A 25,826-nucleotide genomic window follows, 5' to 3' on the forward strand; every position below is an offset into this window, starting at 1 on the left:
ATGGTTCCGCAATCGGCCGGACATCCTCGCTTTTTCAGGAGAGCACCGCCCGAAGCCAGGGATGCAATCTGTTTGTTCGCTCTCGCAGCAGCTTGTCGATCGACATCGATCCGGCGCCGGACGCCGCCAGCACGAACATGCCGCCGGCAATCGCCAGGTCCTTCTCGAAATGCAGCAGCTCGTTCTGGCTCGCAAGATTTGTGTGAAAGAGCAAGGCGGTCGCCAGACAGAAGAAGGCCAGCGCCACGGCACCAAGCCGACAGAGAAAGCCTGCCGCAATGGAAAGGCCGGCGCCAATCTGAAGGGCAATGGTGGCAAAGGCAACCGGCGCCGAAAGCCCCAGTTCTGCGAAAGTGTCGATGGTCGCGGTGATATTCATCGCAAGCGACCAACCCTCATGCAGGAAGATCAGCGACAGCAGAAGCCTGCCCAGGAGAAGAATGACATCGGCCGGCCCGGGCCGGCTTGAGGCGCTTTCCATCATACCCTCCTGCTCTCAGCTATTCGACCTTGCCGCCTTCGCATGTGATGGCTCTCTGGCTCGGATCCTCACGGCTGCGGCGATAGGGCGCATTATAGCAGGCTCGCCCCGACATTGATCGCCAGCGCCAGGATCGTCGTATTGAACAGGAACGACAGCACGGCATGCAACAGCGTCAGCTTGCGCATGCTGGTCGAGCTGACCGCGACATCCGCCGTCTGCGCGGCAACGCCGATGGTGAAGGAGAAATAGAGGAAATCCCAGTAGCCGGGCTCTTCGATTCCGTCAGGAAACTTGAGGCCACCCTCCTCGTCCGCACCGCCATAAAAATAATGGGCGTAGTGGATGGTGAAGAGCGTGTGCAGAAAGACCCAGGAAATCAGGATCGTCAGCACAGCGGCCCCTGCGCGCGCCAGCGCGACGTCAGGTGTTGCTTCCTTGATCGAATGAAGCTCGAGGCCGATGCCGGCGATGCTGGCAAGTGCTGTACCGATCGAAAGAGCCAAAAGGACGGTGTCGGAGAAATCGAGATCCGCGGAGCGTTTCCGGATGCTTTCAACCGTCGCCCGCAGCATCTTGCGCCAGCTGAGCGCGACAAAAACGCCGGCGCTGACATTCCAGCCGAACAGTATGTTGCCGGCGCTGACGTCGCGCGAGGTCACAGCCAAGAAGACCACCAGCCCGGCAAGGACTGATATGACGAAGCTCGCATGCTTATAGGCAAATGCCGCAAGCGAATTTGCCCGTTCCTCATCCGCCATACCAGTCTCCGACAGCATATGTCGTTGATAACAGCACGAAAAAGGCGCGCCTGCCAGCGGCAGCCGCGCCTCCGATTGCATGCCGTGCTCTATCAGGCGGCGGCGAGCTGCAGTTCCTTCTGCACCATGGTACGCAACGTTCCCAGATCCTTGGCGAAAGCGCGAATGCCTTCGGCGAGTTTTTCCGTCGCCATCGCGTCTTCGTTCATCATCCAGCGGAAGGTCTTCTCGTCGACAGAAACCTTCGGATCCGGCTTGCGGCTTTCCGGCGAGAGCTTGCGCTCCAGCTTGCCTTCATCCTTGGCGAGCTCGTCGAGCAGGTTCGGGCTGATGGTCAGGCGGTCGCAGCCGGCAAGGGCTTCGATTTCGCCGGCGCTGCGGAAGGAGGCGCCCATGACGATCGTCTTGATATCGTTCGCCTTGTAGTAGTTGTAGATTTCACGGACGGAGATAACGCCCGGATCTTCCTCGGCTGTGTAGTCCTTGCCTGTCGATTTCTTGTACCAGTCGAGGATACGGCCGACGAAGGGCGAAATCAGAAACACCTTGGCGTCGGCGCAGGCGATCGCCTGCGCCTTGCTGAAGAGAAGCGTCAGGTTGCAGTCGATGCCTTCCTTCTGCAGCACTTCGGCGGCGCGGATGCCTTCCCAGGTAGAAGCGAGCTTGATGAGGATGCGGTCCTGATCGATGCCGCGATCCTTGTAGGCGGCGATGATCGCCCGCGCCTTGGCAAGCGAAGCCTCGGTATCGAAGGACAGATCGGCGTCGACCTCGGTCGAGACGCGGCCCGGAACGAGCTTCACCAGCGCGGCGCCGACGGAGATGGCGAGGCGGTCGGCGACGGCCGAAGACACGGCTTCGGAATTGCCGCCCTGCTTCTTGCCCCAGGCGACGGCTTCCTTGATAGCGTCGGCGAACATCGGCGTGCCGAGCGCCTTCAGCACGATGCTCGGGTTCGTCGTGCAATCCACAGGCTTCAGGCGGGCGACGGCCTCGATGTCGCCGGTGTCGGCGACGACGGTGGTAATCTCGCGGAGTTGGTCAAGCTTGGATGTCATGGTCAATAATCCTTGTTGAACTTGGGCTGCGACCGGCGCGAGTTCCGCCCGGCAAAAGGTGATCTACCGACAGGCTATCTGCATGCTGCAGGCGAAAAGGCGCGCACCCGTCACGGATGATTCATAAACGTGAAGGACAGTGGCCGTGTTCCCGCGGGCAAACCGCACGCCGAACACCGGCGATGCCGCCTGCGGCTGGAAGGCCGGTCGTGACTTTCGGCATGCCCGCACTATGTCCTCCTCGGACGGACAGAACGATTTCGTGTCGCCAGGACTATCGCCGTTCGCCTGAGGGAAAGTCAAGGACATTTGTGCATTTCAATTGACATAAGTGTCACACCCGTCATTATCCCCCAACAAACGCGCCGTGACAGCCGTTCATCCCCAGCGGGATTTAGGGCGGAACTTCGGCTGGAGGAGATGTGGTCAAACTCAAACGCGGCACGCATACCGCCTATTCCGAAGCATCCTCGCTGCGGCTGAGGGCAGCATGGCTCTATTACAATGAGGGCTTGACCCAGAAGGACGTCGCCGAACAGCTCGGCATCAGCCGCACCACCGTCATCCGCCTGCTCGACGAAGCGATGAAGCGCAGCGAAGTGCAGATCTGGATCAACGATTCGATCGGCGACTGCGTCGAGCTTTCGGTGAGGCTGGAGCGCGCCTATGGCCTCGACGAAGCGATCGTCGTCCCCGCGCCGGTCAATGGCGACGTCAATGCGCTGGCAAAGAATGTCGGCTTGGCGCTCGGCCAGTTCCTGTCCGAAGCCATCCCCGACGACTATACGATCGGAGTCGGCTGGGGCCGGACCATGACCGCCTCGCTGTCGAGCTTCCGGCCGCCGCGCCGCGCCAATTGCAAGGTCGTCTCGCTGCTCGGCGGCATCGTCGCCGTGCATCAGACGAACCCGATCGATTACACCTGGCGGCTGGCCAATCAGCTCGGCGCCGAATGTTATATGTTCCTGGCGCCGCTTCTCGTCGATTCCATCGAGACCAAGCGCAATCTGATCGAGAAATGCGGGCTGGACACGATCTACCGTCTGGCCGAGAGCCTCGATCTGGCGATCGTCAGCTGCGGCGATATCGGCCCGCATTCGACCTCGCTGTCGGAGGGCTGGATCTCGAAGGCGGAGCTGCAGGAACTGATCGATGCCGGCTGCGTCTGCGACACCATGTTCAACTTCCTCGACAAGGATGGCAATTCGGTCGACCACTCGATCAATCAGCGCGTCATGTCCGTCGATCTCGACACGCTGAAGGAGGCCAAGCACATCGTGCTCTCCTCCGGCGGCGCCCACCGCGCCGTCGCCATCCGCGCCACGATCAAGCGCATCGGCTGCAACACGCTGATCACCGACGAGGGCGCGGCCCGAGAACTCTTGCGACTGGCGGAATGAAATTATGCTTTCACTCGATAGCCGGCGTTGGAGCGAGTTACGACATTGCTATGGTCCAGCAGCAAATACGCCTGAGCTTCTTAAGGCCCTGGAACGATCTGCAGGGCCAAGGGCGGCGCGTGATGCGGAACCCTGGGTTAGTCTATGGTCAAGCCTCAGGGCGATATCTATACGGCTTCATATGCCGCTGTTCCTCATATCGTCAGGATCGCGCTTACCACGGCCACCCCGATCGACTTCTCATTTTATCAATTGCCGGCGTGCATCGAAGTGTCTCGAAAGGGCGGGCAGGGACCAGAAATACCACCTGATCTGCACGAAGCCTACCAGCAAGCGATTGCATCCCTGACCGAATGCGTCAGCTTACATCGTCACGAAGCATGGAACCGATCGACATTCCTGTCGGCAAGCGCCGCCCAGGCAGTCGCCAAAGGGCATATTGATATCGCCGAGGCCTTATTGAATCTGGACGACGATATCATCGCCCGAATCAACAATTTCGATTTCGACTAACGCCGCAGGTCCCTCAGGCGTGCGCCGATTCCCAGCCGAGCATCGCCCGCTTGCGGGTGAGCCCCCAATGGTAGCCGGTCAGCGCGCCGTTCTTGCCGACCGCCCGGTGGCATGGCACCACGAAGGAGATCGGGTTGGCCCCGACCGCCGCACCCACGGCGCGCTGCGCCGTCGGCCGGCCGATATCCTTGGCGATATCGGAATAGGTGACGGCCTTGCCGAACGGGATTTTCATCAGGCTTTGCCAGACGCTCACCTGGAAATCCGTGCCGATCAGCACGACCCGCAAAGGCTGTTCCGAAGACCATTTGCCGGGCTCGAAGATGCGGGCGGCGTAGGGAACCGTCGCCTGCAGGTCTTCGACATATTGGGCGTTCGGCCAGCGGCAGGTCATATCCTCGAGGCAGGCCTTCTCGTCGCCGGAATCGCTGAAGGCAAGGCCGGCAAGGCCGCGGTCGGTCACCATGATCAGCGCGATGCCGAAGGGGCAGATGTGGAAGCCGTAACGGATCGTGAGACCACCGCCCTTCGCCTTCCATTCGCCTGGTGACATCGCCTCATGGGTGACGAAGAGATCGTGCAGCCGGCTCGGCCCGGAAAGGCCGACCTCGATCGAGGTCTCGAGCAGCGGCATGTCTTCCTGGCGCAGCAGCCGCTTGGCGTGATCGAGCGTCACCGCCTGCAGGAAACCCTTGGGCGACAGGCCGGCCCAGCGGGTGAAGGTCTTCTGCAACTGGGTCGGCGACTGGTTGAGCCGTGCCGCGATCACCTCCAGCGAAGGCTGGTCGCGATAATCCTCGGTGATGAGTTCGATCACCCGGCGGACAATGTCATAATCAGGGCCGTCAGGCGTGATGTCTGTTTGCAGGTTCGCAATCATATTCATCGTCTTTCTCCTTGTCACAAGGAGATAATCAATAGGGTGTTCGCAAACCACCCGTTTCTTGCGCACCCGCCAGATAAGCTCAGATACGCTGCTTGACCGTGGCGAGCGCGCCCTTGAAGGCTTTGGCGAAGCTTTCACGATCGTCAGGATTGAGGAAGGAGCCGATATCGGTGCGCCGGCCCTCTCCGAAGATCTGCATGGAAAGGATGCCGATCTCGTGATGCCGGCGAATAAGAAAGCGCGCCCAGAACGGATTGAAGTGATGCTCCACCATCCGTCCCGATGGCGCGAACTTGCGCACCGAAACGTCGGTGCGCGACACCGTCACCTCCTCACGCGCCCTTCCGGAGCGGTAACTCAGCCAGAAGGCGCCGTAGAGAAGCAGGAAATCCAGCCCGAAGAAGAAGCCGATCGGCCAGGCACCGGTGGCGATGAAGAACATGCCGTAGAAGAAGCAGACGGAGCCGGACAGGATCAGCAGCACCTTGAAGCCCCGGCGGCCGAGCGACCGGTGGGGAAAGAGCTCGGCGGCGAAAACAGGCTGCTCGTTGGAGCTGTCGGCGTTGCTTTCCATCATGGCTGCTGAGTATAGAGTTTCCATGGCAAATCCGAAACTTAAATCCGTGACCGGACCGTCGCAAAATTCGAGTGTGATCGCCCGCCGCAAGCCGGCGGCTGCGGCGGTGAAGACCGCCTATTCGCCGGCCGAGCGCGAGGAGATCTTCCGCCGCTTCTCGGTGCAGCGGCCGGAACCGAGGGGCGAGCTCGAGCACACCAACCCCTTTACGCTCGTCGTCGCAGTCGCGCTGTCGGCGCAGGCGACCGATGTCGGCGTCAACAAGGCGACCCGCGCCCTCTTCAAGGTTGCCGATACGCCGGAAAAGATGCTCGATCTCGGCGAGGAGCGGCTGCGCGATTACATCAGGACGATCGGCCTCTATCGCAACAAGGCGAAAAACGTCATCGCCCTCTCGCAGATGCTGGTCGATGATTTCGCCGGCAAGGTGCCGGAAACGCGCGACGAACTGGTGAAATTGCCGGGCGTCGGCTGCAAGACCGCCAATGTCGTACTCTCAATGGCCTTCGGCCAGGCGACGATGGCCGTCGATACCCACATCTTCCGCATCGCCAATCGCATCCGGCTTGCCCCCGGCAAGACACCTGACGAGGTCGAAGCGCGGCTGATGAAGGTGATCCCGCAACATTACCTCTATCACGCCCATCACTGGCTGATCCTGCACGGCCGCTACACCTGCAAGGCACGCCGTCCCGAATGCGAGCGCTGCGTCATCGCCGATCTCTGCAAGTCGCCGGAAAAGAGTTGGGATGTGCCGGCCCCGCTCGTCGAGCTACCGCCGCAGGTGATCGGCGAGGCCGTCGAGTAGGGCTGCAATCGCCTGCTCGTAATCCCGCCTCTCCCCGCCCGCTTCGATCGCGATCGCCGCACGGTCGAAGGCGGCCGACAGCAGCGATGTCAGCGGGTCGAGCAGGCTTCCTGCCGCGGGCATCAGCGCTGCAAGTCCTCCACGCAAACTCGCCTCCGCATTCTCGGCCTCCAGCGCCGCAGTCGCCGGCAAGCCGAGAACGGCGGGCGCCTCCATCAGCAGCAGCCGTGTTCGCCCGGGCTGCGCCATTGCGGTGAAATAGGCCGAAGCGCCGGCAATCAGCGCATCGCGTGGCCCATACTCCGGCGCTGAAGACGCCTCGATTGTCCTGGCCACCTCCTGCATTTCGCACGCGATCACCGCGCGGAAGAGCGCCTTCTTGTCTTCGAAATGATGGTAAAGCGCCCCACGCGTCACCCCTGCCGCAGTCACGATCTCCGGTGTCGCCGTTTCGGCATAACCTTTCTCGACAAAGATGCGCCGTCCGGCGTCGATCAGCGCCTGCCTTGTCTGTTCCGTTCTCTCGCGATTGCTCCGGCTCATGGCATCTATTTACATACAAACTGCGTGTATGTTAATAGCTAAAAACATACAGACTGTATGTAAAAATGGAAAGGAGCGAGACATGAAATCGACCAGCTACTACCCGGTGATCATGACGGACGATGTTGCGGGCACCGCCGCCTTCTACAGCAGCCACTTCGGCTTTCGGGCGCTGTTCGAAAACGGCTGGTACATCCACCTGCAATCGACCGAGACGGAGCATGTCGCGCTCGCCATCCTCGACAGCAGCCACGAGACCATTCCTGCCGTCGCTCGCGCCGGCGTTCGCGGCCTGCTGCTCAATTTCGAGGTCGAGGATGTCGATCGTATCTACGAAACCTGCCGGAGCGCCGGCCTGCCAATTCTCCGCGAGATCCGCGATGAGGATTTTGGCCAGCGGCACTTCATCACCGCCGATCCGAACGGCGTGCTGATCGATATCATCACGCCGATTGCGCCGAGCGCCGAATTCGCGGCGATGTATGACGCCGCGGCCCTGCCCGGCTGAACCTCACACCCGAAAACCGGCGTCGCGTGCGGAAACCATCTTGTGCAGATGCACCATCATGCCGGCGGCAAAGAGCGGCGTCAGAAGATTGACGAAGGGGATCGCCAGAAACAGCGCGATCACCAGCCCGCCAAGAAAGACGGTGGAGGCGTGCTTGGCGCGGAAGAGCCGCGCCTCTCCAGGCGAACGGAAGCGCATGGCGGCGAATTCGAAAAACTCCCGTCCGAGCAGATAGCCGTTCACCAGAAAGAAGGCGACCAGATTGACGCCGGGGATGAACAGCAGCAGCAGCGCGACGATATTGCCGAGGATCACCACGCCGAGGAACTTGATCGAGCTTGCCATCGCCGGGCCGAGCGGCATGGCCGTGCCCGCCGCGTCCTTGGGGTAGTCGCGTTTTTCAATGACGTCGGCGACATCGTCGAGGAACAGGCCGGCGATCAGCGCCGTGACCGGCGAAAGCAGCAACGCCAGCATCAGCGCAAGGCCGATACCGGCAAGGATTGCGAAAACCAGGGCAAGCCATCCCGCCCAATCCGGCACATCGGGAAAGAAGCTGGTGAGCCAGGGAAAGAGGAAAGCCATGAAGGCCCCGCGCAGCGCGAACCAGAGGCCGGCCAGCACGAGAATCGTCAGGCCGAGCACTTTCCAGAAGACCGAGCGGGTTTCCGGCGCGAACAAATTGGCCAGCGATAGTCGAGCGGCGTCAAGGATCATGTCTCAGGCGTCTCCGGTTGCGCGGAAGATGTAGGAAAGATTGATGCCACCGACAAGAGAGAATAAAATTGCAGGCGGTAATAGAAAACTTGTCGAAAATTAAATGCTAATATAGTATTGTCGCGTATCAATATGCATGGGCCTGAGAAGCAGCTTCCGAAATAGTTGCAAAGACAAGGGGTCGCAACAGCGCATCCGCGGAACGCCTCTAAGGTAAAACGGGGGAGGCTGATGTGGAAGACTTTGTCCAAAAACTCAGGCAATACGCAAAAACCGGCACACCGGCCGAACGCCGTATCGCGAAATATTTCACCGAACACCTGAACGACCTGCCGTTCGAGACGGCTGCCTCAGTCGCCGACAGGCTGGATCTCTCGCCGATGACAGTCGGGCGCTTCCTGCGCGCGCTCGGCTATCAGGGATTGGACAGTGTCAAAGTGGAGATTCGCGAGACCGTGACGACATCGCCGGCGCAATTGCAAAGCGCCATGAGCGAGCTGCATCAGGACGCCGCCGAGGGAAAACCGCTCGCCGTGCTGGTTGCCGAACAGATCCAGGCGCTCCACCATATCTATCATCTGACCGCGCAGCCGCACTGGTCCGAAGCCGTCAGCCTGATCAGCACCGCCCGCGAAGTGTCGATCGCCACGCATGCCCGGCTCGCGAGCCTTGCCCATCATTTCTGTCAGCGGCTGACGCAGGCCCGTGACGGCGTACGCACGCTCGATGGCGCCGACAACCGTTTTGCCGAACTCTTCGCCCGGCTGGCGGTCGACGACGCGCTGCTCGTCATCATCGATTGTCGCCGTTTCGCCAAGGCCCGGCTGCTCGCCCGAACTGCGCGGCGTTACGGCTATAAGGTCGTGCTCATTTCACCGCAGCAGGCGGACTGGATGGCGGACCAGTCGAATGTCATGCTGCCCTTGCCGCCCGCCCGCGCGCCGGATCTCGACAATCTTCCGCCGCTGATCGCGCTGCTCGATTGCCTGTCGGAATCGGTCATCCTGGAAGTCGGAGAAGAGGCCGGTCTGCGTCGCCGCCGCATGATGGAATTCGCGACCGTGCTCGGCGAGGCGGCAAACCACTGAACTGCTACTGCATTGTTTCCAGTTCGGCCCTGTGCCGGTACATGGCGAGAAGACGACGGTAGTCGCGGTCGTAGAGCGCCTGCTTCGTCTTGTCGGGAAGCCGTTCGTCGCCGCCCGGATACATCGCCTCACCGGCCGCTGCCAGATCTCCGTGCAAGCCGCAGGCGACGGAGGCGGCGATCGCCGTGCCGAGCAGCACCGCCTCGTACATCTTCGGCACCACGACTTTGCAGCCGGTGGCATCGCTGTAGAGTTCCATCAGCACCGGGTTCTTCACATGCCCGCCGGCAATATGCAGCGTATCGGGCACGTAGCCGTATTCTTTCATCATCTCAAGGATATGGCGGATGCCGAGCGCAATCGCCACGGCGGTGCGCCAGTAAAGCGTGCAGAGACCATCGAAGGACGTATCGAGGCTCAGCCCGCTGACGACGCCGACGGCGTGCGGATCGGCGAGCGGCGAACGATTGCCATGAAAATCCGGCAGCACGAAAATGCGTGCCCCGAAGGCATCGCCCTCCTCGGCCCGCAATTCGGCAATGCGTGCGACGATCCTCTGATGCAGCGCCGTCGTCGGCTCGCCGCCGGCAGCATGCATGCGGACGATGTGGTCGAGCAGTGCACCGGTCGCCGATTGCCCAGCCTCCACCAGCCAAGATTGCGGGAAGACCGCTTCGTAATAGGGACCCCACATGCCATGGCTCGGCTTGCGTTGTCTGGAGAAGGTGACGATACAGCTCGACGTGCCGGCGATCAGCGCCAGCTGGTGCTCGCGTTTCACCGGATCGGCGGCATAACCGCCGAGTGCGCCGAGCGCGCCGGCATAGGCGTCGATCATCCCGGCCGAGACATGGCAGTCCGTGGTCAGCCCCAGCGCCTCTGCCGCACCAGCCGTCAGCCGGCCGACGCTGCCGCCGACCGGCACCGTCTCATCCGGCAGCTGGCCACGCGCCTGAAGATCCTCGAGACCGATCCGCTCCAGGAAGTCCTGCTGCCAGCCCCTTTCGAGATGGGCGAGATAATTCCATTTCGCCGTCAGCGTGCAGCGCGATCGGGCAGCCGACCCGGTCGATTTCCATGTCATGAAATCGGCGAGATCGAAGAAGTAGCCGGCCTTTTCCCATGTGGAGGGCAGCTTCTTCTTCAGCCACATCAGCTTCGGCATCTCCATCTCGGGCGACATGACGTGCCCGGAATGTTCGAGCACGGCGTGCTCCGTCGCCGTGCAGAAATCGGCTTCCTTCAGCGCCCGGTGATCGAGCCAGACGATCGTGTCGAAACGCCTCTCGCCGCCGGTGGAAACGCTGAGCTGCCGGCCCTCGACGTCGCGCACGACAAGCGAGCAGGTGGCGTCGAAGCCGATCGCGCCGACCGACGCCGCAGCGATGCCGGATTGCTCCATGGCACGACGCACCGCCGTGCAGGCGGCGGACCAGATGTCCTCGGAATCGTGTTCGGCATGGTTTTCGCGCGGCCGGTTCATCACGATCGGATGTTCGGCCTTTGCGAGCAGGTGGCCGCGGGCATCGAAGACGCCGGCGCGCGCACTGCCGGTGCCGACATCCACCGCAACCACATGATCCCGCATCAAATCTTGATCCCGTCCAGTCTATGGTTGCGGACAAGGTGTATCAATTCAGGCATGGCGTCAAACACCACTTCCGGCGAAAGCCGGTCGAGTTCGGCGCGATAACCGGCGAAGTTGGCATGCGATCCGCCGGTGAAGGCGAACACCGTCATACCTGCCGCCTTGGCAGCGGCAATGCCGGCCGGGCTGTCCTCGACGACAATGCAATGAGCAGGCTCCACCTGCATTTCGCGCGCCGCATGCAGGAAAAGATCGGGCGCCGGTTTGCCGCGCTTGACCATCGTCGCACTGAAGATGTCGGGCAGCCGGTCGAGAAGTCCGGTGACGGACAGCGACAGCCGGATTCGCTCCATCTGGCTTGAGGAGGCGACGCAGCAGCGAACGCCGAGCCCGTCGATCGTCGCGGCGATCCCGTCGATCGGCTTCAGCTCGGTGCGGAAACGGGCGTAGAGATCGGTGCGGATGCGTTCGAGGAATGCCTCGCCGGCATGGACGTTGAATTCGGTTTCCAGCCTGTCGACGAGCGTCGCCAGGCTGCGGCCGAGAAAGCGCTCATAGGCCTGGTCCTCGGTGATCGAGACGCCGAGATCGTTCATCGCCGCGACCAGCACGCTGATCGAAATCGGCTCGCTGTCGACGAGCACGCCGTCGCAATCGAAGATGATCAGCCGTGGTTCAGCATCAGCCATGGAAAACCCAACCTGAGTTCAATTTCGCACGCGCGACCGTCCCGCTTTACCCGCAAGACGGGACGGATGGCGGCAACGAATGCCGCCATCCGGATTTCCTACACTGCGAGCTTGCCGTCGAGATAGAGCTGCAGCGTCTCCCGCGTGCCCTTTTCCCACAGGGTTTTGAGAGCATGGGCGAAACGCTTGCGGAAAAGATCGGATTTCGCCACCTCGCCGAAGATATCGTCGAAGACGAGGAAGGCCGACGGATCGTCCTTGGCCTTCACAGCCGCCGCATGCAGGCGATCGGCGCTGGCGTCGTTGAAGACGATATCCTTGCCGCTGTCGGTCTTGCCGGCGAAATAACGGCACCAGAGCGCCGAAACCAGCGCCAGGCCGACGATATCCCGGCCCTGGCTGAGATTGTCGAGCGTCGACGGCAGGATGAATTTCGGCTGGCGGTTCGATCCGTCCTGCGCCAGCCGCGGAATAGTGTCGGCAATCTTCGGATTGAGCAGGCGATGTTCGATCAGCGCGAAATAATCCGTCAGCGACGTGTTCGGCACCGGCGGCACGATCGGGATGATCTCGTCTTTCTCGAGCTTGGCGAGGAAGGCGCGAATCAGCGGATCTTCCATGGAATCATGCACGAAATGAATGTCCATCAATGCCGCCGGATAGGCGATTGCCGCATGACCGCCATTGAGGATTCGGATCTTCATATGCTCGTAGGGCGTGACATCGGGCACGAAGGTGACGCCGACCTTTTCCAGCGCCGGCCGGCCGGCGGTGAACTTGTCCTCGAGCACCCATTGCTTGAATTCCTCGCAATAGACCGGCCAATTGTCCTCGATCTCGAAATTGTCCCGGAGGAAATCGATCTCCCGCTGACCGGTCGCCGGCGTGATGCGGTCGACCATCGCATTCGGGAAGGCGACATTTTCCCGGATCCACTCGGCAAAGCCAGGGTCCGAAAGGGCCGCCGTGCCGACCACGGCATTGGCGGTGACGGTGCCGTTATGGGGAATGTTGTCGCAGGACATGACGGTGAAGGGACCGATGCCCTTCGCCTTGCGTGCCTTCAGGCCGGCGACGATCAGGCCGAAGACCGTCTTCGGCGCGTCGGGGCTGTGCCCGTCGGCAGCGATATCAGGATGAGCCGGATTGAAGGTGCCCGATGCATCGATGAAATAACCGCCCTCGGTGATCGTCAGCGAGACGATGCGGATCTCAGGGTCGACAAGCCTGGCGATGATTGCAGCGGGATCGCCGACCGGCAGGATGTCGATCATCGGCGCGGTGACGCGCGCCGCCGTCTTGTTGTTGTCCTGTTCGACCACCGTCGTCAGGAAATCCTGCGCCACAAGCTTTTCGCGCATGGCGGCATCCGACGGCAGCACACCGGCGCCGACGATCGCCCAGTCGTGATCCGCGCCAGTGTTGAAGAGATCGTCGAGATAGATCGCCTGGTGGGCGCGATGGAAATTGCCGACGCCGAAGTGCACGATGCCGGCTTTCAGCGACGCCCTGTCATATCCAGGGATGGCGGCAGTGCGCGCCGCGTCCGAAAGCGTTGCAAGCGATAATTTGCACGTCATGTTTCAGTCCTCTTGAAGGTCTTGCCGAGACGTCCGGGCGCCATCGCCCGGCTCGCATGCCTGCCCCCAGCCGGCCGCCCGCCTCAAATGGCAAGACCGCCCTCGTTGAATTTGTGAATACGCGAACGGTCCGGCGTCAGGTAGACCGTATCGCCGGCCTTGGCGGCGAAGTCGCCGCTGCCGCGCGCCGTCACCATGCCGATGCCCTCGGCATCGATATGCAGGAAGGTGTCGGAGCCGAGATGCTCGGCGACCACCACCCTGCCCTTCCAGTCGCCGCTCTCCATCGACAACAGCATATGTTCGGGGCGGATGCCGATCGTATGGGCGCCGAGCTGGGCAGCGTTCTGGCCCTTGATGAAATTCATCTTCGGCGAGCCGATGAAACCGGCGACGAAAAGGTTGCGCGGGCGGCTGTAAAGTTCGAGCGGCGAGCCGACCTGCTCGATATTGCCCCTGTTCAAGACGACGATCTTGTCGGCCATGGTCATCGCCTCGACCTGGTCGTGGGTGACGTAGACCATCGTCGTCTTCAGCTGCTGATGCAACTCGCTGATTTCGAGGCGCATGTTGACGCGCAACGCCGCATCGAGGTTCGACAGCGGTTCATCGAACAGGAAGGCCGAAGGCTGACGGACAATGGCGCGGCCGATCGCGACGCGCTGGCGCTGGCCGCCGGAAAGCTGGCGCGGCTTGCGCTCCAGATAGTCGGTGAGGTTCAGCACCCGCGCCGCATCCGTCACCTTGCGGTCGATCTCCGCTTTGTCGACGCCCGCCATCTTCAGTGGAAAGGCGATGTTGTTGCGCACGCTCATATGCGGATAGAGCGCGTAGGACTGGAACACCATGGCAAGGCCGCGTTCCGACGGCGCCTTTTCGGTGGCGTCCCGGCCGTCGATGACGATCTTGCCGCCGGAGACATCCTCGAGCCCGGCTATCAGCCTGAGCAGCGTGGACTTGCCGCAGCCCGACGGGCCGACGAAGACGACGAACTCGCCGTCCCTGATGTCGAGATCGATCGAAGGGATGACCTTGGCTTCGCCGAAGACCTTGGAAACCTTCTGAAGGGTAATGCTGCCCATGTTTGTCTCCCTTTATCTTATTTCACAGCGCCGAAGGTCAGGCCGCGGACGAGTTGTTTCTGACTGAACCAGCCGAGGATCAGGATCGGCGCGATTGCCATGGTCGAGGCCGCCGACAGCTTGGCGTAGAACAGGCCCTCCGGGCTGGAATAGGAGGCGATGAAGGCCGTCAGCGGCGCCGCCTTCGAGGCGGTGAGGTTGAGCGTCCAGAAAGCCTCGTTCCAGGCGAGGATGATGTTCAGAAGCAGCGTCGAGGCAATGCCGGGCACGGCCATCGGCGTCAGCACATAGACGATCTCTTTCATCAGCGATGCGCCGTCCATGCGGGCCGCCTCAAGGATCTCGCCGGGGATTTCCTTGAAGTAGGTGTAGAGCATCCAGACGATGATCGGCAGGTTGATCAGCGTCAGCACGATCACCAGTCCGGTGCGGCTGTCGAGCAGGCCGGAATTGCGGAACAGCAGATAGATCGGGATCAGCGCGCCCACAGGCGGCATCATCTTGGTCGACAGCATCCACATCAGCACGTCCTTGGTCCGCTTGGTCGGCGAAAACGCCATCGCCCAGGCGGCCGGGATCGCGATGATCAGGCCGATCAGCGTCGAGCCGAAGGAAATGATCACCGAGTTCATGAAGTGGCTGAGATAGTTCGACCGGCTCTGCACCTCCGCATAGTTTTCCGTCGTCCAGTGGAAGAACAGGAACTGCGGCGGCGAGGCGATGGCATCGGCTTCCGACTTGAAGCTGGTGAGGAACGTCCAGAGGATCGGGAAGAAGATCAGGATGCCGAGCGTCCAGGCGATCGCAGTGACGATGACCTTGCGTCGGGTTGTGACTTTTCTGGCCATCTCAAGCCTCCAGATTCTTGCCGACGAGGCGGACGAGGAAGATCGCGACGATATTGGCAAGCACGACCGCGACGATGCCGCCGGCCGATGCGCCGCCGATATCGAACTGCAAGAGCGCCTGGGCATAGACGAGATAGGTGAGGTTGGTGCTGTCGGTGCCCGGCCCGCCATTGGTGGTGACGAGGATTTCGGCAAAGACCGAAAGCAGGAAGATCGTCTGGATCAGGATCACCACGGTGATGGCGCGCGCCATATGCGGCAGAATGATATAGATGAATTTCGAGATCGGCCCGGCGCCGTCCATTTCGGAGGCCTCCTTCTGCTCCTCGTCGAGAGACTGCAGCGCGGTCAACAGGATGAGGGTGGCAAAGGGTAGCCACTGCCAGGCGACGATGAGAATGACGGAGAACAGCGGCGCATTCGCCAGCCAGTCGATCGGCTGCAGGCCGAGCGCCTTGGCAAGATGCGCAAAGAGGCCGTTGACCGGGTTCATGAACATGTTCTTCCACACCAGCGCGGCCACCGTCGGCATGACGAAAAATGGCGCAATCACCAGGATGCGCACAATGCCCTGGCCGTACATCGGCTGGTCGAGCAGCAGCGCGAAAGCGATGCCGCCAATGACGGTAATCAAGAGCACGCCGGCGACGAGCAGCAGCGTATTGATCAGCGCGGCGAAGAAGGCCGGATCCGTGAGGAAATATTCGTAATTCAGAAAGCCGACGAAGCTTTCCATGCCGGGATTGAGCAGATTGTAGTTCAGCGTCGAGAAGTAGATCGTCATCGCGAGCGGGACGATCATCCATGCAAAGAGGAGCAGCACGGAGGGCGCAATCATCAGGCGCGCTGCGGAGCGAGTATGCAAGGTTGCCATGGCAATCACCGATCTGATCTGAAGCGGGGAGCGTCCGCAGGAAAGCTTTGTCTGAAAAAGCGGCCGCCGATGCAGTTCGGGCATCGGCGGCCCAGAGGGGCGGATTGTCAAGGATCCGCCTCTTGCTCAGGAGGTGTTATTTAATGTAGCCGGCCTTGGTCATTTCGCGGGTTGCCAGTTGCTGTGCGCTCTGCAGAGCCTGGTCGACCGAAATCTGGCCGGCAAGCGCTGCCGAGAACTGCTGGCCAACAGCCGTGCCGATACCCTGGAATTCCGGGATCGCCACGAACTGGACGCCGACATAGGGGACCGGCTTGACGGTCGGCTTGGTCGGATCGGCCGCCTCGATCGAGTCGAGCGTCATCTTGGCAAAGGACGCCGCCTTCTGGTAGTCCGCGTTCGCATAGAGCGACTTGCGGGTGCCCGGAGGTGCGTTTAGCCAGCCTTCCTTCTCAGCGACGAGATTGCTGTAGTCCTTGCTCGTCGCCCAGGCGACAAACTTCTCGGCAGCTTCCGCCTTCTGTGTACCTGCCGGGACGGCGAGGCTCCAGGCCCAGAGCCAGTTGCCGCGCTTGCCGAGGCCCTTGTCCGGGGCGAGCGCAAAGCCGACCTTGTCGGCGACCTGCGACTGCTTCGGATCAGCGACGAAGGAAGCCGCAACCGTTGCGTCGATCCACATGCCGCACTTGCCGGTCTGGAACAGCGCCAGGTTCTCGTTGAAGCCGTTGGAGGAAGCGCCCGGAGGGCCGGCATCCTTCATCAGCTTGACGTAGAAGTCGAGCGTCTCCTTCCACTCGGGCTGATCGAACTGCGGCTTCCATTTTTCGTCGAACCAGCGCGCGCCGAAGGAGTTGGACATGGCCGTCAGGAAGGCCATGTTCTCGCCCCAGCCGGCCTTGCCACGCAGGCAGATGCCGTAGATTTCCTTGTCCTTGTTGGTGATCTTGCGGGCAGCGTCGGCAACGAAATCCCAGGTCGGCGCGTCGGGCATCTTCAGGCCGGCGGCGTCGAACAGGTCCTTGCGATACATGACCATCGAGCTTTCGCCGTAGAACGGCGCCGCATAGAGCTTGCCGTCCACGGTCAGGCCGCTGCGGATCGCCGGCAGCAGGTCGTCGACGTCATAATTGGCGCCGAGATTGTCGAGCGGCAATAGCCAGCCCTGCTTTGCCCAGATCGGAACCTCGTAGGTGCCGATCGTCAGAACGTCGTACTGGCCGCCCTTGGTCGCGATGTCGGTCGTGACCTTCTGGCGCAGCACGTTCTCTTCGAGGGTGACCCATTCAAGGTCGATGCCGGGATTCTTCGCCTTGAAATCATCCGTCAGCTTCTGCATCCGGATCATGTCGCCGTTGTTCACGGTTGCGATTGTCAGCGTTTCGGCCGAAGCCATGCCGGCAAACGCCAGCGCTGAGCAGGCGCCCAGCAGAAAAGTTCTCAATGTCATATCTTCCTCCCAGAAGATGGGTGTGAGCATTCGCTTCGCTCATGGGCAATTACTCACCAAGCAGTAAAGAATGTCAATCGGCAATCGTTGCTGCGATGCCGAAGGACATGTTTATCCCATTGAATAAAAATGGAGAATTTTTTGCTCAGCTCTTGAGCAAAAACTCGGCCGTCTCTTCGTCGGTGATCAATCCATTGATTTGCTGGCCGACAACGGCGGCCCGGATCGCCTTGAACTTGCGCTTGCCCTTGGCCAGTCCGATGACCATCGACGCCTCGCGGGACGGGATCGGCGCCGAGGCGACGCGCTCATTGATCGGGTTGTCGAGCAACCTGCCGTCGACATCGAAGATCCAGCCGCAGATCTCGCCAACCGCGCCGCCGCGCATCAGCTCCATCATCTCGTCCTTCTCGAGGAAACCGTCGACGCAGAGCGGCCCGTCGATGCCGAGCTCGCCGATGCCGACGAAGGTGACATCGGCCTGCGCGCTCATGTCGAGCGTCGAGCGCACCAGCTGCTGGCCATGCAGCAGCTCCCGCTCTTCCGCCGAAGTGACAAGCACCGGCAGCGGCATCGGATAGTGCCGCGCCTTCACCGCATCGGCCATGCTGAAGATGACGTTGTAATAGGCGGCCGATCCGTCCGGGGCGATATTGCCGGTCAGCGAAACGATGCGGTGATTGGGACATTCGATCGCCGGAAGCTGGTCGACGGCCGCCTTCAGCGTACGGCCGGTCCCGACGGCAAGCACGATCGGCTCGGCCCGTTTGAGCCATCGTTCGATCTCGGCCGCGGCCGCCTCGGCAATGCCGACGGTCGCCGACGACCCCGAATCGCTCGGCACCACTTCCACATGTTTCAGCCCGAATTTCCGCCGCAGCTGACTGGCGAGTTCCAGGCAGGCGGCGATCGGATGGTCGAGCCGCACCTTGATCAGACGCTCGGCGACCGCCAGCGACACCAGCCGCTGCGCCGATTGCCGCGAGATGCCCATCGCGGCGGCGATTTCATCCTGCGTGCGCCCGGCGACGTAATAGAGCCAGCCGGCACGTGCCGCATCGTCGAGGCGTGCCGCGGTCTCGGATCTTTTTGCCATTGAATGCCTACCACGCAAAGTGAGCCGGCGTGCCGCCGCCGAACATGATTTCAAACTCTATCGCGCCAGATGAAAACAAAATTCCGGCAAATGTCGAGCCTGTTGAAATGAGCGCCGTCAAATAACCGACGTCACCCAGGCAAACCCATTCAGGCACCCCCCCTTTCAGGCAAACCATCGCATGACGAGATAGATCGCCGTCTTCGCCAGGCCGTAGATCACACCGCCGGCAACGACCAGCGACACCGCCGTCATGATAAAGCCGATCAGCGCGAAGAGCCCGTCGCGGCCCAATATGCCGAAGGCGAAGACCGAGATCGTGATCGCCGGCAGCATGTTGCCGAGCGGGACCGGCAGCAGCAGCACGATCGACAGCAGCAGGCAGGCCGCCCCGGCGAGATATTCCGCCGGCGGCTCGGCGAAGATCGCCAGCCTCGGCTTCAGCATCCGCTCCGCCCAGGCCAGCCAGCGGTGGATGCGGCCAACAATGGTTTCGAAATCCTCCCGCCGCATCGAACGGTCGGCAATCACCCTCGGCAGCCAGGGTTTCAGCCCGAAGGTCAACTGCACCGCCAGGAAGACCAACGGCGCGCCGAGGACGGCCGACGTCCCGGGCGGCGTCGGAAAAGCGTTCGGCAGCGCGAAGATCAGCATCAACGCGCTGATCGCCCTGTCGCCCATCGTCTGAAACAGGTCGCCGATCGAAATCCGCTCCCGGCTCCGGTCGGCGGCCAGCTGCCGCAGGATGGATGAGAGGCGGCGACCTTTGGGACGGGGTGGACGTGGTCTTCTGCGTCTGTGGGAATCGGCGTTTTCGATGGTCATGATACCAGTGGATGATGGAAGTGCAGGCTCGGATTTTGGCCGCGCAATATGCCAATTGAATGACTTGTGGGACGGGAATAGCCGTTGACGGCGATTTGGCCCGATCATCCCCCTCTACGCCGCAAGCGCCTGGCGGGCAACGGAATGAAGGCTTGTAATTCGCCGCCAACAGTGCGAGCAGACACCACAGACCAGAGAAACGGCAGGGTGGCAATGATCATCTCATTCGACATCGGCGGCTCCGCCATCAAGGGCGGCATCGCCCGCTCCGAGACGGACATCGTCCCCCTCGGCCGGCGACCAACGCCGAGAGATGATTTTGCCGCTTTCGTCGCGACCTTGCGCGCCATCATCGCCGAGACAGGCGAAAACCCGGGCCGTATCGCGCTCTCCATCGCCGGCGTCGTCGATCCCGATACGCAGCGGCTGATCTGCGCCAACATCCCCTGCATCCATGACCGGACGCTGGCCGCCGATCTCGAAGCCGAACTCGGCCTGCCGGCGCTGATCGCCAACGACGCCGACTGTTTCGCAATCGCCGAAGCCGGCCTCGGCGCCGGTCGCGGCCACCGCATCGTCTTCGGCGCCATTCTCGGCACCGGCGTCGGCGGCGGCCTGGTCGCCGACGGCCGTCTCGTCAACGAGGCCGGCGGCTTCGCCGGCGAATGGGGTCACGGGCCGATCATCGCATCCGCGGCCGGCAATCCGCCGGTCGCCATTCCCGCCTATGCCTGCGGCTGCGGCCAGAAAGGCTGCGTCGACACCGTCGGCGGCGCCCGCGGCCTGGAACGGCTGCACAAGACGCTGCATGATCTCGACCTTTCCAGCGAAGAGATCATCGCTCAATGGCAACATGGCGAGGAGGAGGCGACACGGACGATCGACGTCTATGTCGATCTCGTCGCCTCGCCCCTGGCGCTGACGATCAACATCACCGGCGCCACCATCGTCCCGGTCGGCGGCGGTCTGTCCAATGTCGAGCCGCTGCTTGCCGAACTCGACCACGCCGTGCGCGCCCGCATTCTGCGCAAATTCGACCGGCCGCTGGTGGTGCGCAGCCAATGCCGCATCGAACCCGGTCTGATCGGCGCAGCGCTGCTGGGGCTGAAAGCGGAACCGTTGCTTTCTAAAGCATAGGCCACATCCGCACGATCGCTGCGAACCGGTCCCAATCCTTCCGGTCCAACGGTGTCCATGCAGCTTCGGCGACAGCCGGAAGACGCGGAAAGACCAGCCGGTTGAAATAGGCGCGCGAGATGAAGTTTTCAGTCCAGATGCAGGCCTGGATGCCGCGTATCTTCTGCTGCAGCGCCTGCGGCAGCTCGCCCTCGGCCTCGTAAGCATAGGTGTGTTCCGGGGCCGAATGGCCTGCCCATGCCGCGCCGGGCTCGGCCCAGGCTTCGGCCTGCGCCATGTCGAGATAATAGGCCTGCCCCGGCGTCATCACCACGTCGTAACCCTGCTGCGCCAGCTCGATGCCGACGGCGGGCTTTTCCCAGGCCATCAGCAGCGTGCCGTCGCGGTCGACGCCGCCGCCATGCGAGACCTCGTTCCAGCCGGCGAGCTTCCGGCCACGCTCCGACAGCATCGTCTTGATGCGTTTCAGGAAATAGGACTGCAGCTCGGCGGTGCCGGCAAGCTTCTCCCGTCTCATCAGCGCCTGGCAGAGAGGGGAGGAAAGCCAGGCGCCCTGCGCCACCTCATCACCGCCGATATGGAGATACGCGCTCGGAAACAGCGCCACGATCTCGTCGAACACCTTGCCGAGAAATTCATAGGTGAATTCGACCGCGGGATTGAGGGCATTGTTGGGATAACCCTGCACCGCGCGATAGCTGTCCGGCGCCTCCTGCCCGTCGACGAGCTCCGGCAGCGAGAGCAAGGCTGCGGTGCTGTGGCCGGGAATGTCGATTTCCGGCACGACCTCGACACCGAGCGAGGTGGCATGCGCAACGATCCGCCGGATATCATCCTGCGTGTAATGGCCGGCGCGTGTTTCCGCTCCGTCGCCGAGTTGCGGCACGAGCACCTCATCCGGCCCGCGCCGCGCGCCGATCTCCGTCAGCGCCGGATAGGCCTTGATCTCCAGCCGCCAGGCTTCGTCGTCGGTCAGGTGCCAATGAAAGATATTGAGCTTGTTCCAGGCGAGAATATCGATCAGCCGCAGGACGTCGGCGACCGGATAGAACTGCCGGGACACATCGAGATGGCAGCCGCGCCAGTCATAACGCGGCTGGTCGGCGATCGTGCCGAAATTGGGGAACTTGAAGCGCTCACCATCGGTGCGGGCGCCATGCAGCAGTTGCGCCAGGCTGATCAGCCCATAGCGCCGCCCCGCTTCATCGGCGCTCGACAGCACGATCTCATGCGCGGTGAAACGCAGCTCGTAGGCGAAGGCGGCGATCGACGATTCGGCGACGAAACGAATACGCCGCCCGCCTTCGACATCACTCAGCGAAAATGGCGCGTCTTCGGCTGGGTAGAAGCGCTGGTAAAGTGAAAGAACCTGAGAGAGGGCCTCGATCGCATCAGGCCGCGTCCTCTCGGCCGGATAGAGGGTGGCCGGCAAGTCACCCGCCTTCAGCCCGAGCGATAGCGGCCAAGGGAGCAACGCATAGGGTTCATCGGCCTTACCAGGCGGCAAGAGCGGCGGCGACACACCGCCATCCCGGCCTTCGAGCATCAGATCGCCGAAATCGACGGGAAGGTGACGGCCGTCGGCCAGTGTCAGATAGGCGGATTTAACGCCAGCCGTGACATGTTTCGGCTCTCTGCTCAGCCCCTCGACCGTGAACCGCCAGCACCCTTCCGGCGGCACGCTCAGCCCCTCGGGTGGCAGGAACTCATGGAAGTGCGCGACCTGTCGCTTGATGCTGCCGCCGTCGCAGACATGCTTGTCGGCAACCCGCGTCTCCGACGTATAGGCGAGCGAGAAGCCGGACAGCGGCTCGGCCGAAAGATTGCGGAGCGTGAAGGTCAAGCGCCCGAAACTGCCTTCGACCGGGCACCAGCTTGTCTCAAGACGATAATCGACCATGTCGCGCCCTCCCCGTCAACGAACGGCCGGGATCACGGCTGACTTCCGGCATTCCTTTGCAGCTTAGCCTGTTCGGGACGGCAATGGAATCGGCGCGAACTCAGGCGAGGCGAATAGCGATGAGAATCCAGAATGGTCAGTACGGTCGCAACGAGGATGCCGCCTATCATACCGCAGCCAAGCGGACCCCGGCGACCAGATCGCCTATGGGGCGCCATGCAGATGGCGTATGAAATCTGCGAAAAAGGCTGAGGCATGGATGGCTCTTTTATGCACGGCGATCGTCTGGGGGATTTCGGAGAATGTTTCTTCCAAGAGCCGGAAGCCCGAAATGCGCACCGAAGTCTGAATGAGATATTCGGTCAACCCGGCAGCCGCGTCACACTGGGATCCGACAAGTAGATCGACGGCTGCTGCGGGGCTGTCAGTGTGGAAAACCGTTGCTCTTTCAAGCATTCGTTCGAGCTGTTTCGTGTAGGCTGCACTCCTTGCAGAGGCGATCCGGACTCCCTCGACGTCAACGTCCTGGACCCGCCGGAAGGACGAACTGTCAGGCACGAGGTAGGTCGCTTTGACGGAGATGTATGGAGGCGAAAAGGAGAAACGGTCGGCTCTGGATGGATCCGAAGCAATGAAAGCAATGTCCCATTCATCGCCGTCTGCATCGGCGAGTATGTCGGCGGCCGAGCCGTACTGGATCAGGAAGAGGCCGCAATCAAGTTGTTCGGCGATCTTGCGGGCTATCTCGGCGCTCGGACCGACCAAGGCGCCCGCCTCATCGTCCCGTCGGACCAACGCCGAATTTGACATGTTGACGGCGGCCCTGATCGCGCCGGTCGGCGCTATCTCAGCCAAAATCTGCTTCCGCGTCGGCATCTTCGAACTCCCTAAGATGCGAACCTGGCCGCGAGCGCTTCGGATCCTCTTGCAAGCAGGGCGACGTCTACACCGACTGCGGTAAACAGCGTCCCCAGCGAAATGCAGCGGGCTGCGAACTTCTGGTCGGGGGTGAGTATGCCGGTCGGTTTCCCAAGCGCCTTCAGACGCCTTATCGCGTCTTCGATCGCAGCAACCACATCAGGGTGACCCGGTTGACCAGGATGGCCAAAGCTCGCCGCGAGATCAGCCGGTCCGATGAAGATGCCGTCCACTCCTTCGACAGCGGCGATGGATTCGAGACGATCGAGCGCTTCACGGGTCTCGATTTGAAGAAGCAGGCATATCTCCTGCTCCGCGATCTGCGCGTAGTTCGCAACACGCCCGAAGCGGGTGGCACGCGTCAAGGCGGAGACACCACGAATCCCGCGCGGCGGATACCGTATGGCTGCTACAGCGGCCATCGCCTCCTCCTCATTCTGCACATATGGAACAAGCAGCGTCTGCACGCCGATGTCCAGGAACCGCTTGATCAGCACGGGGTCGTTGAAGGCAGGGCGTACGACGGGCGAAACCTTGTAGGGCGCGACCGCCTGCAATTGGGGCAGGACGGTGAGGACGTCACTGGGAGAATGCTCGGTGTCGAACAGCAGCCAGTCGAAACCCGATGGCGCGACGATCTCCGCTGCGTAGCTTCCCGGAAGGCCGCACCATAGACCGATCTGGCTTTGTCCGGCCATGAGCTTTCGTTTAAAGTGATTGACAGGGAGTTCCATCGCCACCTCACACGAACGAAACGCCGATGGAGCCGACCGGCCCATAATCGGCCTGGATGACGTCGCCTTTGGCGATATCCACGGGGCGGGTGAACGAGCCGGCAAGAACGATCTGGCCCTTCTTCAAGCCGCCCCCGACAGCATGGAGCTTGTTCACGAGCCATGCAATTCCGGCGGCTGGATGGCCCATGATGGCTGCGGAAACGCCGGATTCCTCGATGATGCCGTTTTTCGAAAGCGTCGCACCGACCCAGCGGATATCGACATCCATCGGTCGAACGATGCGACCACCTATGACGATCGCTCCGAAAGCCGCGTTGTCGGCGATTGTGTCGGTGATGGCTCTTGGCACTTCGGTTCGATAGTCGATGATTTCGAGAGCGGGAACGACAAATTCGGTCGCCCGCATGACGTCATAGATGCGGGTGCTTGGACCTTCGAGATCCTCGCCCATTACGAATGCGAGTTCGACTTCGAGACGGGGCTTGATGAACAGATCCGCTTTGATCTGCGCTCCGTCATTGAAGAGAGCGTCGTCGAGAATGACGCCGTAATCGGGTTCCGTCATTTTCGAGGCCATCTGCATTGCCCGCGACGTTAGTCCGATCTTGTGGCCAGCGATTCGTGCGCCTTTCGCAATCCGCGCCTGCGCCCAGAGCGCTTGTATTTTGTAGGCGTCTTCGAGGTCCAGGTTCGGATATGTCTTGCTTGGTTGGACGATTGGTTTGCGTTCGACTTCGGCCTTCAGCAGCGCGTCAGCTGCCTCCTGGCGTTCCTTGTCCGTCATCATGATTTGGCTCTGCTGCTTTCGTTATTTGATCGGAGGGCGTGGCAGGGCTGCCTCGCCTGGCTCCATGACATATGTGTAATCGAGCGAGAACCACGGCCCTGAAATGTCCGTATCGGACGGGTGTGGCTCTTCATGCCGGACGAAGTCGCCGGTCAACGCCGCGGTCACGCCAAACTGCACGTCGGAGTCGATGTTCGGATCGCTCGGATCAAAGACCTGCGAGATGAGTGTCTTGTATCCGTGCTTGAAGATGAGCGCGTGCAGATGGGCGGGGCGATAGGGGTGGCGGCCTTGCGCCTTGAGAAGGCGACCCACGACCCCGTCGACTGGGATCGGATAGCCAACCATTTTGACCGTCCTGAACCAGAAGCGGCCTTCTTCGTCCGTGGTGAGCTTCCCGCGGAGATTCATTTCTGCCTGGTCGGGATCTTGGTTCTCGTAAAGACCGACAGGCGACGCGTGCCACACGTCGACCTCGGCGCCTACGATAGGCTTGCCCTTCCGATCGATCACCTTCGCATGGACGAACAAAGGCGTGCCTGGAGTCTCGGACCGGATGATGGTTCCGCCGTTCTCGACTCGCGGCGAGTTAAGCCGCCAGAATGGCCCGAGCAACGATTGCGACGTCTCTGTCTGCCCCTTGTCGCCGTTATTGAGCAGGCAGACGAGCGAAGAGACCCCGAGCGACCCTGCCATGAGCACGAGCTCGTTGTGACTGTCAGTCTGCAATTGGCCAATTTCGTTGAGGACCGCCGTGGCCTCCCGGAATTCGGCTTCGGAAAGCCTGACCTCCCGTACGAATGCGTGGAGATGCTTCACCATTGCGACGAGTATTTCACGCAGCCTGGGATCCTCGGTGCGGTTCATCACAGCGACGACGGCAGGCGTTACCTCGCTCTCAGTTCTGATTGGCATTCAGCCACCTCCTCATGGAGCGCCGAATATAAAAATAATCGATTATTTGTCAAGCAAGCGAAA

The 25,826-nt window shown here is 61.7% G+C and carries 27 protein-coding genes; 6 read left to right on the top strand and 21 right to left on the bottom strand.

The features are described from left to right. Nucleotides 1-34: 34 nt before the first annotated feature. From AF337_RS28515 to tal, 3 genes are all read right to left on the bottom strand, one after another. Nucleotides 35-484, bottom strand: coding sequence for a DoxX family protein (locus tag AF337_RS28515; RefSeq protein WP_049734796.1), 450 nt, complete (start codon nucleotides 482-484; stop codon nucleotides 35-37). Nucleotides 485-573: 89 nt separating this feature from the next. Beyond that, the gene (locus tag AF337_RS28520) at nucleotides 574-1,242 is read right to left on the bottom strand and encodes a DUF1345 domain-containing protein (protein WP_049734797.1); all 669 of its coding nucleotides are present in this window, start codon (nucleotides 1,240-1,242) and stop codon (nucleotides 574-576) included. A gap of 92 nt (nucleotides 1,243-1,334) precedes the next feature. Further along, nucleotides 1,335-2,300 (bottom strand): transaldolase, encoded by a 966-nt coding sequence (tal, locus tag AF337_RS28525; protein ID WP_049734798.1) that lies wholly within the window; start codon nucleotides 2,298-2,300, stop codon nucleotides 1,335-1,337. 422 nt (nucleotides 2,301-2,722) lie between these two features. Between tal and AF337_RS28530 the strand changes: the two genes are divergently transcribed. Both AF337_RS28530 and AF337_RS28535 read left to right on the top strand, forming a co-directional pair. Continuing rightward, entirely contained in the window at nucleotides 2,723-3,700 is a 978-nt protein-coding gene (locus AF337_RS28530; RefSeq protein ID WP_049734799.1) for a sugar-binding transcriptional regulator, read from the top strand. 144 nt (nucleotides 3,701-3,844) lie between these two features. Continuing rightward, a complete protein-coding gene (locus AF337_RS28535) occupies nucleotides 3,845-4,213 on the top strand; it encodes a hypothetical protein (protein WP_244471330.1) in 369 nt (122 codons plus the stop codon). Between the two features lie 13 nt (nucleotides 4,214-4,226). On the opposite strand, the gene AF337_RS28540 is transcribed toward AF337_RS28535, so the two are convergent. Together AF337_RS28540 and AF337_RS28545 are read right to left on the bottom strand one after the other, a co-directional pair. Continuing rightward, nucleotides 4,227-5,099, bottom strand: a complete 873-nt coding sequence (locus AF337_RS28540) for a methylated-DNA--[protein]-cysteine S-methyltransferase (RefSeq protein ID WP_049734800.1) — start codon at nucleotides 5,097-5,099, stop codon at nucleotides 4,227-4,229. 79 nt (nucleotides 5,100-5,178) lie between these two features. Then, nucleotides 5,179-5,676, bottom strand: a complete 498-nt coding sequence (locus AF337_RS28545) for a DUF2244 domain-containing protein (protein ID WP_049734801.1) — start codon at nucleotides 5,674-5,676, stop codon at nucleotides 5,179-5,181. Between AF337_RS28545 and nth the strand changes: the two genes are divergently transcribed. Next, entirely contained in the window at nucleotides 5,675-6,484 is an 810-nt protein-coding gene (nth, locus tag AF337_RS28550; RefSeq protein WP_193393666.1) for an endonuclease III, read from the top strand. The genes AF337_RS28545 and nth overlap by 2 nt on opposite strands. On the opposite strand, the gene AF337_RS28555 is transcribed toward nth, so the two are convergent. Continuing rightward, nucleotides 6,449-7,027 carry a TetR/AcrR family transcriptional regulator gene (locus AF337_RS28555; RefSeq protein WP_049734803.1) on the bottom strand — a complete coding sequence of 193 codons (579 nt, stop codon included), beginning with the start codon at nucleotides 7,025-7,027 and terminating at the stop codon, nucleotides 6,449-6,451. The genes nth and AF337_RS28555 overlap by 36 nt on opposite strands. Nucleotides 7,028-7,109: 82 nt before the next feature. On the opposite strand from AF337_RS28555, the gene AF337_RS28560 reads away from it, so the two are divergent. Then, a complete protein-coding gene (locus AF337_RS28560; RefSeq protein WP_049734804.1) occupies nucleotides 7,110-7,535 on the top strand; it encodes a VOC family protein in 426 nt (141 codons plus the stop codon). A 3-nt stretch (nucleotides 7,536-7,538) separates the two neighbouring features. On the opposite strand, the gene AF337_RS28565 is transcribed toward AF337_RS28560, so the two are convergent. Continuing rightward, nucleotides 7,539-8,252: a sulfate transporter family protein gene (locus AF337_RS28565; protein ID WP_049734805.1), complete on the bottom strand. Its 714-nt coding sequence runs from the start codon at nucleotides 8,250-8,252 to the stop codon at nucleotides 7,539-7,541. Between the two features lie 233 nt (nucleotides 8,253-8,485). Between AF337_RS28565 and AF337_RS28570 the strand changes: the two genes are divergently transcribed. Beyond that, a complete protein-coding gene (locus tag AF337_RS28570) occupies nucleotides 8,486-9,340 on the top strand; it encodes a MurR/RpiR family transcriptional regulator (protein ID WP_049734806.1) in 855 nt (284 codons plus the stop codon). Between the two features lie 4 nt (nucleotides 9,341-9,344). On the opposite strand, the gene AF337_RS28575 is transcribed toward AF337_RS28570, so the two are convergent. From AF337_RS28575 to AF337_RS28615, 9 genes are all read right to left on the bottom strand, one after another. Further along, entirely contained in the window at nucleotides 9,345-10,928 is a 1,584-nt protein-coding gene (locus tag AF337_RS28575; protein ID WP_049734807.1) for an FGGY-family carbohydrate kinase, read from the bottom strand. Further along, nucleotides 10,928-11,617 carry an HAD family hydrolase gene (locus AF337_RS28580; RefSeq protein WP_049734808.1) on the bottom strand — a complete coding sequence of 230 codons (690 nt, stop codon included), beginning with the start codon at nucleotides 11,615-11,617 and terminating at the stop codon, nucleotides 10,928-10,930. The genes AF337_RS28575 and AF337_RS28580 overlap by 1 nt, the downstream gene beginning before the upstream one ends. Before the next feature lie 98 nt (nucleotides 11,618-11,715). After that, nucleotides 11,716-13,197 (bottom strand): mannitol dehydrogenase family protein, encoded by a 1,482-nt coding sequence (locus AF337_RS28585; RefSeq protein WP_049734809.1) that lies wholly within the window; start codon nucleotides 13,195-13,197, stop codon nucleotides 11,716-11,718. Between the two features lie 83 nt (nucleotides 13,198-13,280). Next, nucleotides 13,281-14,279 carry an ABC transporter ATP-binding protein gene (locus AF337_RS28590; RefSeq protein ID WP_049734810.1) on the bottom strand — a complete coding sequence of 333 codons (999 nt, stop codon included), beginning with the start codon at nucleotides 14,277-14,279 and terminating at the stop codon, nucleotides 13,281-13,283. Nucleotides 14,280-14,296: 17 nt separating this feature from the next. Further along, on the bottom strand, nucleotides 14,297-15,127 hold the full coding sequence (locus AF337_RS28595; protein ID WP_049734811.1) for a carbohydrate ABC transporter permease: 831 nt from the start codon (nucleotides 15,125-15,127) through the stop codon (nucleotides 14,297-14,299). A gap of 1 nt (nucleotide 15,128) precedes the next feature. Then, entirely contained in the window at nucleotides 15,129-16,001 is an 873-nt protein-coding gene (locus AF337_RS28600; RefSeq protein WP_049734863.1) for a carbohydrate ABC transporter permease, read from the bottom strand. A 136-nt stretch (nucleotides 16,002-16,137) separates the two neighbouring features. After that, complete coding sequence (locus AF337_RS28605) at nucleotides 16,138-17,448, bottom strand: ABC transporter substrate-binding protein (protein ID WP_049734812.1); 1,311 nt, start codon at nucleotides 17,446-17,448, stop codon at nucleotides 16,138-16,140. Nucleotides 17,449-17,593: 145 nt separating this feature from the next. Further along, complete coding sequence (locus tag AF337_RS28610; RefSeq protein WP_049734813.1) at nucleotides 17,594-18,544, bottom strand: sugar-binding transcriptional regulator; 951 nt, start codon at nucleotides 18,542-18,544, stop codon at nucleotides 17,594-17,596. Nucleotides 18,545-18,709: 165 nt separating this feature from the next. Then, entirely contained in the window at nucleotides 18,710-19,288 is a 579-nt protein-coding gene (locus tag AF337_RS28615; protein WP_184343364.1) for an exopolysaccharide biosynthesis protein, read from the bottom strand. A gap of 294 nt (nucleotides 19,289-19,582) precedes the next feature. Here AF337_RS28615 and AF337_RS28620 point away from each other — a divergent pair, with 294 nt between their 5' ends. Then, on the top strand, nucleotides 19,583-20,506 hold the full coding sequence (locus AF337_RS28620) for an ROK family protein (RefSeq protein ID WP_049734815.1): 924 nt from the start codon (nucleotides 19,583-19,585) through the stop codon (nucleotides 20,504-20,506). Here AF337_RS28620 and AF337_RS28625 read toward each other — a convergent pair. The 5 genes from AF337_RS28625 to AF337_RS28645 form a co-directional block, all read right to left on the bottom strand. After that, complete coding sequence (locus tag AF337_RS28625) at nucleotides 20,496-22,406, bottom strand: beta-N-acetylhexosaminidase (RefSeq protein WP_049734816.1); 1,911 nt, start codon at nucleotides 22,404-22,406, stop codon at nucleotides 20,496-20,498. The genes AF337_RS28620 and AF337_RS28625 overlap by 11 nt on opposite strands. A gap of 204 nt (nucleotides 22,407-22,610) precedes the next feature. Beyond that, entirely contained in the window at nucleotides 22,611-23,282 is a 672-nt protein-coding gene (locus AF337_RS28630) for a transporter substrate-binding domain-containing protein (protein WP_049734817.1), read from the bottom strand. An 11-nt stretch (nucleotides 23,283-23,293) separates the two neighbouring features. After that, nucleotides 23,294-24,058: a 4-hydroxy-2-oxoheptanedioate aldolase gene (gene hpaI, locus AF337_RS28635; protein WP_049734818.1), complete on the bottom strand. Its 765-nt coding sequence runs from the start codon at nucleotides 24,056-24,058 to the stop codon at nucleotides 23,294-23,296. Between the two features lie 7 nt (nucleotides 24,059-24,065). Then, nucleotides 24,066-24,848: a 2-oxo-hept-4-ene-1,7-dioate hydratase gene (hpaH, locus tag AF337_RS28640; RefSeq protein WP_049734819.1), complete on the bottom strand. Its 783-nt coding sequence runs from the start codon at nucleotides 24,846-24,848 to the stop codon at nucleotides 24,066-24,068. Nucleotides 24,849-24,869: 21 nt separating this feature from the next. Continuing rightward, on the bottom strand, nucleotides 24,870-25,763 hold the full coding sequence (locus AF337_RS28645; protein WP_049734820.1) for an intradiol ring-cleavage dioxygenase: 894 nt from the start codon (nucleotides 25,761-25,763) through the stop codon (nucleotides 24,870-24,872). Between the last annotated feature and the right edge of the window lie 63 nt (nucleotides 25,764-25,826).

Origin of the sequence: Rhizobium ecuadorense (assembly GCF_001187535.1) — a bacterium.
Taxonomy (GTDB): Bacteria; Pseudomonadota; Alphaproteobacteria; order Rhizobiales; family Rhizobiaceae; genus Rhizobium; species Rhizobium ecuadorense.

Excerpts from the sequence above, each read along its gene's own strand:
- AF337_RS28515 (WP_049734796.1), bottom strand. The coding sequence starts at position 484 with ATGATGGAAAGCGCCTCAAGCCGGCCCGGGCCGGCCGATGTCATTCTT.
- AF337_RS28520 (WP_049734797.1), bottom strand. The coding sequence starts at position 1,242 with ATGGCGGATGAGGAACGGGCAAATTCGCTTGCGGCATTTGCCTATAAG.
- tal (WP_049734798.1), bottom strand. The coding sequence starts at position 2,300 with ATGACATCCAAGCTTGACCAACTCCGCGAGATTACCACCGTCGTCGCC.
- AF337_RS28535 (WP_244471330.1), top strand. The coding sequence starts at position 3,845 with ATGGTCAAGCCTCAGGGCGATATCTATACGGCTTCATATGCCGCTGTT.
- AF337_RS28540 (WP_049734800.1), bottom strand. The coding sequence starts at position 5,099 with ATGAATATGATTGCGAACCTGCAAACAGACATCACGCCTGACGGCCCT.
- nth (WP_193393666.1), top strand. The coding sequence starts at position 5,675 with ATGGCTGCTGAGTATAGAGTTTCCATGGCAAATCCGAAACTTAAATCC.
- AF337_RS28545 (WP_049734801.1), bottom strand. The coding sequence starts at position 5,676 with ATGATGGAAAGCAACGCCGACAGCTCCAACGAGCAGCCTGTTTTCGCC.
- AF337_RS28555 (WP_049734803.1), bottom strand. The coding sequence starts at position 7,027 with ATGAGCCGGAGCAATCGCGAGAGAACGGAACAGACAAGGCAGGCGCTG.
- AF337_RS28560 (WP_049734804.1), top strand. The coding sequence starts at position 7,110 with ATGAAATCGACCAGCTACTACCCGGTGATCATGACGGACGATGTTGCG.
- AF337_RS28565 (WP_049734805.1), bottom strand. The coding sequence starts at position 8,252 with ATGATCCTTGACGCCGCTCGACTATCGCTGGCCAATTTGTTCGCGCCG.
- AF337_RS28575 (WP_049734807.1), bottom strand. The coding sequence starts at position 10,928 with ATGCGGGATCATGTGGTTGCGGTGGATGTCGGCACCGGCAGTGCGCGC.
- AF337_RS28580 (WP_049734808.1), bottom strand. The coding sequence starts at position 11,617 with ATGGCTGATGCTGAACCACGGCTGATCATCTTCGATTGCGACGGCGTG.
- AF337_RS28585 (WP_049734809.1), bottom strand. The coding sequence starts at position 13,197 with ATGACGTGCAAATTATCGCTTGCAACGCTTTCGGACGCGGCGCGCACT.
- AF337_RS28590 (WP_049734810.1), bottom strand. The coding sequence starts at position 14,279 with ATGGGCAGCATTACCCTTCAGAAGGTTTCCAAGGTCTTCGGCGAAGCC.
- AF337_RS28595 (WP_049734811.1), bottom strand. The coding sequence starts at position 15,127 with ATGGCCAGAAAAGTCACAACCCGACGCAAGGTCATCGTCACTGCGATC.
- AF337_RS28600 (WP_049734863.1), bottom strand. The coding sequence starts at position 16,001 with ATGGCAACCTTGCATACTCGCTCCGCAGCGCGCCTGATGATTGCGCCC.
- AF337_RS28605 (WP_049734812.1), bottom strand. The coding sequence starts at position 17,448 with ATGACATTGAGAACTTTTCTGCTGGGCGCCTGCTCAGCGCTGGCGTTT.
- AF337_RS28610 (WP_049734813.1), bottom strand. The coding sequence starts at position 18,544 with ATGGCAAAAAGATCCGAGACCGCGGCACGCCTCGACGATGCGGCACGT.
- AF337_RS28620 (WP_049734815.1), top strand. The coding sequence starts at position 19,583 with ATGATCATCTCATTCGACATCGGCGGCTCCGCCATCAAGGGCGGCATC.
- AF337_RS28625 (WP_049734816.1), bottom strand. The coding sequence starts at position 22,406 with ATGGTCGATTATCGTCTTGAGACAAGCTGGTGCCCGGTCGAAGGCAGT.
- AF337_RS28630 (WP_049734817.1), bottom strand. The coding sequence starts at position 23,282 with ATGCCGACGCGGAAGCAGATTTTGGCTGAGATAGCGCCGACCGGCGCG.
- hpaI (WP_049734818.1), bottom strand. The coding sequence starts at position 24,058 with ATGGAACTCCCTGTCAATCACTTTAAACGAAAGCTCATGGCCGGACAA.
- hpaH (WP_049734819.1), bottom strand. The coding sequence starts at position 24,848 with ATGATGACGGACAAGGAACGCCAGGAGGCAGCTGACGCGCTGCTGAAG.
- AF337_RS28645 (WP_049734820.1), bottom strand. The coding sequence starts at position 25,763 with ATGCCAATCAGAACTGAGAGCGAGGTAACGCCTGCCGTCGTCGCTGTG.